Annotated in this window: 8 protein-coding genes; 4 read left to right on the top strand and 4 right to left on the bottom strand. The window is 65.6% G+C overall.

Annotated features, from left to right (window positions below; genetic code table 11):
- The first annotated feature begins 9 nt into the window (after positions 1 to 9).
- The 4 genes from PJL15_RS17655 (at position 10) to sufU (ending at position 7,673) form a co-directional block, all read left to right on the top strand.
- The gene (locus tag PJL15_RS17655) at positions 10 to 2,667 is read left to right on the top strand and encodes an AAA family ATPase (RefSeq protein WP_281452442.1); all 2,658 of its coding nucleotides are present in this window, start codon (positions 10 to 12) and stop codon (positions 2,665 to 2,667) included.
- Positions 2,668 to 3,346: 679 nt separating this feature from the next.
- The gene (locus tag PJL15_RS17650) at positions 3,347 to 5,782 is read left to right on the top strand and encodes an ATP-binding protein (protein WP_281452441.1); all 2,436 of its coding nucleotides are present in this window, start codon (positions 3,347 to 3,349) and stop codon (positions 5,780 to 5,782) included.
- 79 nt (positions 5,783 to 5,861) lie between these two features.
- Positions 5,862 to 7,187 carry a cysteine desulfurase gene (locus PJL15_RS17645; RefSeq protein WP_281452440.1) on the top strand — a complete coding sequence of 442 codons (1,326 nt, stop codon included), beginning with the start codon at positions 5,862 to 5,864 and terminating at the stop codon, positions 7,185 to 7,187.
- Between the two features lie 33 nt (positions 7,188 to 7,220).
- Positions 7,221 to 7,673 carry a Fe-S cluster assembly sulfur transfer protein SufU gene (sufU, locus tag PJL15_RS17640; protein WP_281452439.1) on the top strand — a complete coding sequence of 151 codons (453 nt, stop codon included), beginning with the start codon at positions 7,221 to 7,223 and terminating at the stop codon, positions 7,671 to 7,673.
- A gap of 22 nt (positions 7,674 to 7,695) precedes the next feature.
- On the opposite strand, the gene nhaA is transcribed toward sufU, so the two are convergent.
- The 4 genes from nhaA to PJL15_RS17620 form a co-directional block, all read right to left on the bottom strand.
- Positions 7,696 to 9,009 (bottom strand): Na+/H+ antiporter NhaA, encoded by a 1,314-nt coding sequence (nhaA, locus tag PJL15_RS17635; protein ID WP_281452438.1) that lies wholly within the window; start codon positions 9,007 to 9,009, stop codon positions 7,696 to 7,698.
- Between the two features lie 158 nt (positions 9,010 to 9,167).
- Positions 9,168 to 9,389 (bottom strand): SCO4848 family membrane protein, encoded by a 222-nt coding sequence (locus PJL15_RS17630; protein ID WP_281452437.1) that lies wholly within the window; start codon positions 9,387 to 9,389, stop codon positions 9,168 to 9,170.
- A gap of 1 nt (position 9,390) precedes the next feature.
- Positions 9,391 to 9,888, bottom strand: coding sequence for a DUF2505 domain-containing protein (locus PJL15_RS17625; RefSeq protein ID WP_281452436.1), 498 nt, complete (start codon positions 9,886 to 9,888; stop codon positions 9,391 to 9,393).
- A gap of 47 nt (positions 9,889 to 9,935) precedes the next feature.
- Positions 9,936 to 11,465, bottom strand: coding sequence for an SDR family oxidoreductase (locus tag PJL15_RS17620; protein ID WP_281452435.1), 1,530 nt, complete (start codon positions 11,463 to 11,465; stop codon positions 9,936 to 9,938).
- Between the last annotated feature and the right edge of the window lie 89 nt (positions 11,466 to 11,554).

The following is an 11,554-nucleotide window of genomic DNA, read 5'->3' as shown; positions in this document are numbered from 1 at the left end:
AGGTTGCCCATGCAGGCTGAGCACCTTGTAGGCCGGGACGCCGAACTGGACCTGGCTTTGGATATATTGCGTCAGGAAGGTGCCGGGGCCGTGCTGGTCGTGGCGGATCCCGGCATTGGCAAGACCGCCCTGGCTGATGAGATCGCCGCCCGCCTCGCAGCGGACATGGTGGTGATGCGGGTCCACGGCAGCCCCGCCCTGTCTGCCGTTCCTTTTGGTGTCCTTGCGCCCTATTTGTTGGATCTTCCCGTCGAGCAAGCCACGTCCCCGGTAGCTATCCTGCGCGAATTCTGGTCGCAGTTCGAGAAACGGCGCGGCGGCGAAGGCGCGCGCCTATTGCTTGTGGTCGATGATGCCCACGACCTCGATGAAGGCAGCACGCAGATCCTGGCCGAACTGGTCACGGCGGGGTGGGCGCGCCTGGTGGCAACCGGCAGGCCAAGGCCGGGTTTGCCGGCGGCGCTGCTCCAACTCTGGTACGACGGTCTGGCCGAGCGTTTGGAGCTCCATCCCCTGGACAAGGAAACAGCCACGGAGTTGGTGGAGAAGACCCTGGGTGGGACCGTCATGGCAAGTGCGGCGGAGGTGCTGCACGCTGTGTCCGAAGGTAACCCGCTGCTGCTGAGGTGTCTGATTGACGACTCCAGGGCTGACGGGAACCTGGTACGGCGCAACGGCGTGTGGCTCTTGACGCGGGAACCTTCCGGCAGCGGCGACAACCTGGCCGAGGTTGTGAGGAACAGGGTGCTGCGTACCAGCGAGGCCGAACGGGAAGCGTTGTTTGTCATTGCCTTGTCCGAGCCCGTGCCGGCTGCTTTGCTTGATGCTGAGGTAGGTCGCGACACTGTGCGTGCTTTGATGGACAACCGGCTCGTGATCCCCACGAATGGCCCGGGCAGCCCCTTGAAAATCTGGCATCCCATGTACAGCGAGGCACTGCGCCAGATAGTGTCGCCCGCCCGCAGTCTCCAGATCCGCCAGCGGATGGTCCAGCACCTTGCGGTGGAACCGACCACCGCTGAGGGGCTCCTCCGCATGGTGGGTTGGGCGCTGGACTGCGGCGCCGACGTCGAGGATGAACAGCTGCTGCAGGCTGCGTTCCTGGCTGCCAAACTCCTACAGAACCCCCTGGCGGTGGCTGCCGCCGGCAAAGTGCGCTCGGAGGCGCTGCGGCCGCGTGCCCGCGCGGTGATGGCCATGGCCAGCTATAACGACGGCGACTACAACAGTGCCGTGGAGCTGCTGCAGGAGGGCTTCGGGTTCCTGGACGCTGATCCGTTGGGCCCTTCGGGAGCCGGCCTGTTGTGGGCAGCGGCCCGATCAGCCCGTGGCGATTCGGCGTCGGACATTGTGGCCGACGCCCGGGCCGCCGCCAAATCGTTGACCGACGGGTCTCCAGCGTCCGACCCCATGGTTGCGCAGGTCCAGCGGCATGCCTGGGCATTGGAGCTGGCCGCGTTGGCCCACGAGGGCCGTTATGGCGAACTTCACGAGGGCCTGGATTCGTTTGGCGAAGGGCTCCGGACCGATGAGCCGGACAGCACCATGAACCGGATCTTCCTGCTGGCCATGCAGTGCGAGCTCCTCACCGTTGACGGGCAGCCCGGGCAAGCGCTCGACGCCGGTCGTGAAGCCTTGCTCCTGTTGGAGGAGCACAGCGGCAACCTCCTCTACTTCAACGACTTCGTCGTGGTCCGCTATGCCATGGCTGCCTTGGAGTCGGGGGACTGGAGCGCAGCGGATGCTGCCCTTGACCGTCACGCGGCCGGCTCGGCCATGGGGCTGATCACCTTCGGCGGCGACATCCAGGCGCTCAGAGGGCTGGCCTTGCTGCGGCAGGGCCGCGCGGAGCACGCCGCAGCGCTGCTGACCCCGGCGGTGGAGGCTCTCAGGGTCAAGGACCCCCAGCTGCTCCGAAGCCTGGGAAACGCCCTGGCGTTCTATGCAGCGGCCAAGTCCGGCAACACGGCGCTCGCCCAACGACTTGCCGCCGAACAGGTCCCTGGCACGGGCGGTGCCTACGTGGAGGCTTTGGCCGGGCTTTTTGTCCTCGCGGGCCAGGAACTGCTCAACAAGGGCTCAGGGCTGCAGAAGTTGAGGGACCTGCCGGAAACGGACCACTTGCACGCGTTGCCTGGACTCCTCCTGCAGAACCTGGTCCTGCGCGCCGAGCTCGGTGATCTCCGTGCCACCGAAGCCATCAGGGAAACAGCGTCCCATATGGCCGGGGCGTGGGCGGCAGGGTGGCAATCCCTGGCCGCCGCCCAGTTGGACGGTGCCGGCCAAGGTTTCGTGAACGCAGGAAACCTCCTGTCCGCGGCTGGGATGCCCGGTCCCGCTGCCGCGGCGTTCGACAAAGCAGCCGCGACCTTCGACGCCGAAGGAAAACGGCCCGAGGCACGGCAGGCCGCCGTCATGCGCGACGTCAGCGAAGCCAGCCTGGGCGACTCCCTGGTCCGCGATCCGAACACGGACGCTGACCGCCCCGTGCCCCTGACCCGGCGTGAGCAGGACATCGTGGCGCTGGCAGTATCGGGCCTCACGGATCGCCAAATCGCAGAGAAACTCATGGTCTCGGTCCGCACCGTGGAGGGCCACTTGTACCGCAGCTACGCGAAGTTGGGCATCCGGCGTCGCGAAGATCTCGGTGCTGCTGTCCGTCACTGACGCACGGGCTGCTGTGGAGTGGTCGGTGGTGTCCGTTTCGTTGGTTGGCTGCGGGGTGTGCCGTGGGTGGGGCCTGGTGTGCAGCGGGGCCACGAATTGGGCTGCTGGGGAGTGGTCGGTGGTGCCCGTTTCGTTGGTTGGCTGCGGGGTGTGCCGTGCGTGGAGCCTGGTGTGCAGCTGGGCCACGAATTGGGCTGCTGGGGAGTGGCCAGGGAATGTCCCGCTGAGTACCCAATCCGGCGCGTCGGCCGTCTTGTGCCCCAAACCAAGGGTATTTAACCATTCAATGGAGTAATGCCCGGGTGTTTCGTGTCGGAACCAAGTAGTGCCCTCTCCGGGTACTGAGTACAACACAGTATCCGTGCGTAAAAAGCCCCTGGGTAATCGAGTACCGATTACTGGTGTACGACATTTGCCGCCCCGGCAGTATTGATCTTGGAAGAACGGTTCAGCCCCAAGCATCACCGGGATTCCGAAAGTCGCAACAAATGCATCGGTGGTCTCTTCAGCCGATGCCCCGGCCACCGGAAGGTGGTCCGGCCCTGAACGAAGCCGGCGGCGACAGAGTCTTCTGAGACCGAGACTCTCCCCCCAGCCGCCGCCGGCTTCTAAGCCAGGGACCCGCGAATCGCGAAAATCAAACCTTCCCGGACATGGGACTGCTGCTATTGGAGTGTGCATGCTGCCGGACCCTTGGCTGGACGAAGACACCGTCCCAGCCGGGCCAGGATCCCAGCCACTTCCGGACAGAGCACAGCTGCTTGAGTTCGTCCTTTCCACCGTACGCTCACCGGCAACCAGCGGCATCGTGGTCGCGGGAGACAAGGGCTCCGGCAAGAGCCATCTACTGCTCTCGCTCCAAGCCGGACTCCCCGCAACCATGGATGTCCGGACCTTCGCCGGAAGCCTCGAGCTCAAAGCCACGGACTACGGGGTCCTGGGCGCCGGCCCGGAGGCGCACGCCAGCGAGGTCCTGCTGCCGGGACTCCACGTCCTTCGCGCGCTGACCAACACCCTCGGACCGGCCAGCTACCTGTACCCGCCACCCGCCGCGCTGCCACGCAACAACCGAGGCAAACGGAGCAACCTGCCCACCCGTCCCCAGCTGGTCCTGCTGGTGGACGACATCCACTACGTCGACCCGGCGTCCCTGGGGGTGCTGCTGCAACTCATTCCCGGCTTCGGCGCCAAACTCGTAGCCACTGCGGACAGCCAGCGCCCTTTGCCCCAGGACCTGTACCAACTTTGGGAAGACGGGTTCATGGAGCAATATCTCCTTCCGCCTTTCAACTTCATGGAGGCGCATGCCCTGTGCGTGTCCCTTCTTGGCGGCAAGGTCCAGCGACGGGCCAGCAGCCTTCTTGCGGCGATGAGCGGTTTCAACGTTGGGATCCTGTGCCTTGCCGTAGAGGACGCACGCCACGCCGGACTCCTGGTGCAGCGGGAAGGGTATTGGACCATCAATACCCGGGCGCACTGCCAGTGGCCTGGGGTGGTGGAGCGCGTCCGGGCCGAATACGACGCCCGTCCACCGGAGGAGCAACTCGCCCTGGAGCTTGTCGCCCTTGCCGAACCGCTGGCCGCGGACGTCGTGGAGCGTCATTGTGGGCAGCGAGCCTTGGAGAATCTTCTGGCGGATCGCCAGATCCGGTTGATGCCGGGCTGGCGTCCGATGGTCCGCATGGGCTCGTGGTTGCGGGGCGAGGGCACCCGACTCGCGGTTCCGCCCTCCCGTAGCCTGGCCCTTCACCAGCAGATCGAGGAACCCGTCCTCACGCGTGAGACGGCACCGAGCATGTTGCGCTGGATGACCTGGACCCTGGACTGCGGCCTTGGGCTGGCCGACGAGCTCCTCCTCGCGGCCGCGCCTGCCGCCGACCGGCCCTCCACCGCTGAGCTCGCCCTGAGGGCGGCCTCTGCCGTGAAGGACCCGGACCACTTGGAAGAGGCGGGGATGCTGAGGGCCCGGGCATTGATCGCTGAAGGCCAGCTCGCCGAAGCCACTCCGGTCCTCCGCCATCTTGCCGCTGCTGGCAGCTCGGAGAAAGCAAAGGTCGACGCCGGTGGTCGGCTGATGGCGTTGGAACTGTTGGGTGCAGTGCCCGGCGAGTCGGTCCCAGGGGACCACGCTGGCGACCCTGCCGCCCGGATCGCGGCGAAAGCGCGGGAAGCAGAACGACTGCTCATATCCGGTGCCGCTGTGGAAGCCCTGGCGAAGACCACCGCGGCAATGAAAGACGTGGGCAGTGATCCGTCCATGGAAACGTTCCGGGCAGGCGTGCTTCTCCGGCACGTGATCTGTTTGCGTCACAATCTGGCGTGGAGCACCATGGGCACCCTGCTGGAGCATCCCGCCTACACCATGCCCCTTCACCTGGCCGAGTGTTCGGAGGTAGCCCGGGCCTACGTCCAGCTCAGCCAAGGGTTCCCGCGGGCTGCGCGCGCCACTTTGGAGGCGGTGCTGGCAGAATTGTCCGACGCCGCCCTGCCGCCGGTGCGCTCGCTGGCTGCGGCCATGATGGCTTACTGCGAGGCACTGAGCGGCAACCCGGCCGCTGCCTTGGAGCGCGCAAAGCAGGCCACCCGGGGGCGGGGCAGGGGATTGGCGGGTAAGGAAGCGGATGGTCTCCTCCCACAGCTCAGCGCCGTCTACATCGCCGCATCCCGGGACGTAGTCTCAGGAACTTCCGCGCAGCTCCCGGCGCTCGCAGAACAATTCCGGGCCCAAGGAAGCGTTGTGCTCGAAGCCGAGGCCCTTTCCCTCCTGGTGCTCAACGCGAGCAGTACCGCCGTCGTCGATCCTGCCATCCTGCGACGGCTGGGTGCTGCAGCATCCGCCGTCGATGGTGCCGGCGGAGCGGCGCTGCGGACCTTTGCGGACGCCTTGCTGGCCGACGAGCCCAGGCTGCTGGAGGCGGCCGGGCGCTCGCTGTCCGCAGACCGGCAGTTTGCGCATGCGGCCGTTTGCTACGCCCGAGCGGTTGCCGGATACCAGGCGAAGGCACGCGCCGCAGCGGGCCGAAGGGTGTCCGTGCTGGTTGAGCGGCTACGCGGGGTGGCCGACGGTGAGGCAGTGCCCCCGCCGGGTTGGGTCCCGGGCAAGGCCGGCCACTGACGTGCTGTAAGGCACACCGCCCGATCCGGGCCTGCGTGGGATAATGAGGAGTCCCTGAAGGATTCCCAAGGAGCGCCCCTTGACTGCCGTATCAACTCCCGCCTCATTGCAACAGTCCGTGCATGCCATGGACAACGAGGAGGTGCTGCGGATCCGGAACGACTTCCCGGTGCTGGATCAACTGGTCAACGGAAAACCCCTGGTCTACCTGGATTCCGGCGCTACCTCGCAGAATCCGCTCAGCGTCATCGAAGCCGAGCAGGAGTTCTACGAGCAGCGCAATGCCGCCGTGCATCGCGGCGCCCACCACCTGGCTGTTGAAGCGACCGAGGCTTTTGAGGACGCGCGCCAGAGAGTCGCGGACTTCGTCGGCGCACAGTACGAGGAAACTGTGTGGACCTCCAACGCCACCGAGGGCCTGAACCTTGTCAGCTACGCCCTCTCCAATGCGGCGTTGTGGGCTGCGCAGGGCCGTGGCAGCTCTGCGTTGAAAGAGTTGGCCATCGGCCCCGGTGACGAGATCGTGGTCACCGAAATGGAACACCACGCCAATCTCATTCCGTGGCAGGAATTGGCCTTCCGCACAGGCGCCACGCTGAAGTACATCCCCATCACCGACGACGGCGCGCTCCGGCTCGATGCCGCCGGCGAAATCATCGGGAACCGGACCCGGGTCCTTGCCTTCACCCATGCTTCGAACGTCCTGGGCACCATCAATCCTGTGGCCGAACTCGTTGCCATGGCGCGACGTGTTGGCGCGTTGGTGGTCCTGGATGCCTGCCAATCGGTTCCGCACATGGCCGTTAACGTCAAAGACCTCGACGTCGACTTCGCTGTGTTCTCGGGCCACAAGATGCTGGCCCCCACCGGCGTTGGCGTGCTGTACGGCAAGCAGGAGCTCCTAAATGTCCTGCCGCCTTTCCTCACAGGTGGCTCCATGATCACCACCGTCACCATGGAACGCGCAGAATACCTGCCGGCGCCGCAGCGGTTCGAGGCCGGCACCCAGCGCATCTCTCAAGCCGTGGCATTGGCGACCGCAGTGAACTACCTGGCCGAGACGGGCATCGACCGCATCCATGCCTGGGAAGCCACCCTGGGCCAGCGCCTGGTTAAGGGCCTTGAAAGCATCGACGGCATCCGCGTTGTTGGTCCGCCGTCCGGGGCGGAGCGGATTGGTTTGGCCGCGTTCGACGTCGCCGGTGTCCACGCGCACGACGTCGGGCAGTTCCTTGACGACCGCGGCATCGCCGTTCGCGTCGGCCACCACTGCGCCCAGCCACTCCACCGCCGCCTCGGCCTGACGGCAACCACCCGGGCGAGCACGTACCTCTACAACACCACGGACGACGTCGATGCCTTCCTCGACGCCGTTTCGGGTGTGCGTGCCTACTTCCAGGCCTGACCACAACTTTTTGAAGAAACGGGCATCAGCACCATGAGTCTTGACCAGCTTTACCAACAGATCATCCTTGACCATTCCAAGCAGCGGCACGGCAGCGGGCTGGCTGGCACAACAGCTCCCGCGGGCGCGTCCACGGGTCAATCCCACCAACTGAACCCCGTGTGCGGGGATGAAGTGACCCTGCGGCTCGCCGTTGCCGACGGAACCGTCCAGCAGATCAGCTGGGACGGTGCCGGCTGTTCGATCTCCATGGCTTCAGCGTCCGTCCTCAGCGAGCTGGGGGAGGGGATGTCCGTGGAGGAACTGCACTCGGTCATCGATAACTTCCGCGAGGTACTCCGCTCACGCGGGAAGGTCCAGGCTGACCCCGAGATCCTGGGCGACGCTGCCGCCTTCGAAGGAGTGGCCCGCTACGCAGCCCGCGTCAAGTGCGCCATGATCTCGTGGGTCGCTGCTGAGGACGCGCTGAACCAAGCCACTACGTAGCCGGGGGCGCGGCACCTCCGCCTCAGGCGCGGGAGAAGACGTCAGGCACGCCGTCGCCGTCGTCGTCCCGTTCTTCGTCAGCCTGCACCTGACGGTAGCGCCGGTTGCGGGCCTTAAGCACGACGGCGGCCAGCAGCGCCGAGATCAGGGAACCTGCCAGGATGGCCACCTTGGCGTGGTCGTTGTGGGCTGAGCCGGCGCCGAAACTGAGCTCGCCGATGAGCAGCGAGACCGTGAAGCCGATGCCGGCCAACAGTGCCAGGCCGAACAGGTCGATCCATGCGATGCTTGAATCCAGGCTGGCGCGGGTGGTTTTGGTGACCAGGAACGTGGTGCCAAAGACACCGACGGCCTTGCCCGCCACCAGCGCTGCAACAATTCCCAGTGCCACTGGATCGCGGAGGGCCGCGCCCATTCCCTCCAGACCGCCCAAAGCCACGCCTGCGGAGAAGAATGCGAACACCGGGACCGCGAAACCAGCGGAGAACGGGCGAAGGCGGTGTTCAAAGTGTTCGGCCAGGCCCTCGGCCGGTTCGCCCTTTTTCCCGCTGGCGAAGACGGGCACCGCGAAACCGAGCAGGACGCCGGCCACGGTGGCATGGATGCCGGAGGCGTGGACAAAGCCCCACGTGGCAAGGGCCAGCGGGAGCAGGATGTACCAGCTGCGGATCCGCTTCTGCACCAGGAACGTGAAGAGGGCCAACGGTACCAAGGCGGCCAGCAGCATGAGCGGCTGGAGCCCGGTGGAGTAGAAGAAGGCGATGATGCCGATGGCGATGAGGTCATCCACCACGGCGAGCGTCAGGAGGAAGGTCCTTAGCGCGGCGGGCAGGTGGGTGTTGATGACGGCCAGGACCGCCAGTGCGAAGGCTATGTCCGTGGCTGTCGGGATCGCCCAGCCTTTGAGGGTTTCCGGTGATCCGAGGTTGAACAGGACGAAAATCAGGGCGGGTACTGCCACTCCGCCGATCGCGGCAGCCACGGGAACCACTGCCCGGGCCGGTTTGCGGAGTTCGCCGGCCACGAATTCGCGTTTCAGCTCAAGGCCGGCCAGGAAGAAGAACACCGCCAGCAGGCCGTCCGAGGCCCAGTGGCCCAAGCTGAGCTCAAGGTGCCAGGGTTCGAAGCCGAGTTTCAGGTCGCGGAGGGCGAAATAGCCCTCGGCCGCGGGGGAGTTGGCCCAGATGAGGGCCACGACAGTTGCTGCCAGGAGAAGTGCGCCGCCAACAGTTTCCGTGCGCAGGATCGAGAGGATCCTGCGGTACTCCGGATAGCTGGAGCGGGAGAAAACCTTGCCGGACGGGGCCTTAGGCGTTACTGGGGGCTGGTGGGCCACTGAGGGCTCCTAACGGTGGGGCGGAAATCTTCGGGTACGTCGAATACACGCCGACCAGACTTCCCGGCACACCACTGTCCATCTTACCCAACTGGGTAACAGCTCATGTCCTATTGAGTCGTCATTGGAGCAGGAGCTGTTACCCAGTTGGGTGAAAGTCAGGCGATGAGGCCCGCGATCCCTATGACCGCCGTCGCCAGGCCCAGCACCATGGAGATGCTGACCAGGACCACGTGGACGGTCAGGAACTTGGTGGCCTTGCCTGCGGTGTCGCGGGCCCTGGGGTCCTTCATGACGCGCTTGAGGAACTGCGGCCACACAACCAGGGACCAGACGCCGGCCACGATCAGGACAACCGCAAGGATTGCCGGAATCTGCATGCTAGTGGCTTTCGAGCCAGGCCTGCGCCTGCTGCGACTGGATGCCCAGGGCCTTGCCGACCATGGGCTCGGCAGCGTCAGCGATCTTGCCGCCGAGGAACGGAACCGACGACGTCACGTTGCCTTCGAGCTCGATGCGGGTGCTGGCACCCTCAGCCACGAGCCGCTGGACTGCAGTAACGTCCAGCGGGGCGCCGGAGATCTTCAGGGCGATCTTGCTGGCGCGTGAGCCATCCGCGGAGGGAGCTTCCCACTCCTCGGTCTGGGTCACCTTCAGGGTTTCGCCAACGAACTTGCGGGCGATCTCCGGCAGGCGGGTAGTGGGCAGCGTGCGGACGGTGGTGGTGGTGAAAGCGCCGGCGGTGTCGCCGTCAACGGTGAACGATTCCAGCGAGCCGCCCACGTATTCGCTCGTGTGGCGCAGGAAATCCTCGTCGACAAAGACGGCCGCTACGCGGTCAACGCTGTGGGGCAGGGTGGTGGATGCACTCAGGGCCATGGGTCCTCCGTGGATGGTTGTGGTGAAGCTTTTTAGCTCCCAACATCCTACGGGGTCCGGGTGGACAGGCTTGAACCGGGCTCTTCCTGGAGCTCTGTTGCGGCAGCCGAAATATTGCGTGCCATCGACGGGAAGATGAATCCATGGAACGGGTACACGCCCAACCAGTAGAGCCGCCCAGCCAGGCCGCGTGGGAAGAAGATGGCGCGCTGCTTGTACAGGCTTCCGGCGCCATCGGGCTCCACCGACAACTCCAGCCACGCACCACCGGGCGCACGCATTTCGGCCCGCAACCGCAGCAGGTGGCCCCGGTCAATGGCCTCGACGCGCCACCAGTCCACCACCTCGCCCGTGTTCAGTGTCTTGGGATGCCGCCGGCCCCGGAGCAAACCCGCGCCGCCCTGCAGCTTGTCCAGCCAACCGCGCACCTTCCAAGCCAGCGGCATGGAGTACCAGCCGTTCTTGCCTCCGATACCCTCGATGATGGTCCACACATGCTCCGGCCTGGCCTCGCTGTGGAAGGTCCTCTCGTCCAGGAACACTTTGTAGCCGGCCCAGTCGGGGTCACTCGGAAGGGGATCGGCGTCGATGCCCGCGTTCGCCCAAGTGGTCTCCACCTGGCCGTCCCGCTCCTTGCCCAGCGCCAAGGCGACGGCGCGGCGGTAGGAGGTCAGGCCGCCGTCGGGCTGCTTGATGTGACGGTCGACGTCGTGCTCCCGCGACACAGCATCGTGCTGCAGTGACTGCACCAATGGCAGGGACATGGACAGGGGAATGGGCGTTACCAGGGCCACCCACAAGCCAGCCAGCTTGGGAGCGGGTACCGGGAGGGCGATCACCAGGCGCTTGGGCAGGCCGCGTTCCACGGCGTACTCGTTCATCATCTCCTTGTACTTCAGGACATCCCGGGATCCGATGTCGAAGGAGCGGTTCAGCTTGTCCGGAAGGGCGGCAGCGGCCACGAGGTAGTGCAGGACGTCCCGCACTGCGATGGCCTCGATCCGGTTGTTAACCCAGCTGGGGGCGGGCATGACTGGCAGCGTGTCGGCCAGGTGCCGGATCATCTCGAACGATGCCGAGCCCGAACCGATCACCACGCCGGCCTGGAACACGATGGAGTCCACGCCGGATTCCAGGAACACCTTGCCCACTGTTTCGCGGGATCTCATGTGCGTGGAAAGTTCCGTGTTCTCCGGGTGCAGGCCGCCAAGGTAGACGATCCTGTCCACACCCGCTTCCCCCGCTGCCCCTGCCACAAGGCGGGCCATGGCTTCTTCCTTGGCTTCGAATCCGCTGCCGGAGGCCATGGAATGGACCAGGTAGTACAGGACGTCCACACCAGCCAGCGCGTCGGCGAGGCCATCGGCGTCGGACAAGCTGTTTTCAATGATCTCGACGTCGTCATGCCAGGGAACATCGGCGATCTTTTGCGGCGTGCGGACAAGGACTTTGACCCGATGCCCGGCCTCAAGGAGGCGTGGGACGAGCCGGCCGCCGATGTAGCCTGTGGCGCCGGTCACCAGCACGGACTTGGTGTCTTGCGGGGTGTTGGAATGCGTAGCTTCCGAAGGCTGCAAAGGAACTCCTGGGGCTGGGGTGGAGGTAGGCTGGAATGACCCGGCATTCATCTGAATTTCCGGGCATTTGTGTTGCCTGCCCTTGGACC

The organism is Paenarthrobacter nitroguajacolicus (assembly GCF_029952445.1).
Taxonomy (GTDB): Bacteria; Actinomycetota; Actinomycetes; order Actinomycetales; family Micrococcaceae; genus Arthrobacter; species Arthrobacter nitroguajacolicus_B.
The sequence above is the reverse complement of the archived record's forward strand: the minus strand, read 5'-3'. Positions and strand labels throughout refer to the sequence as shown.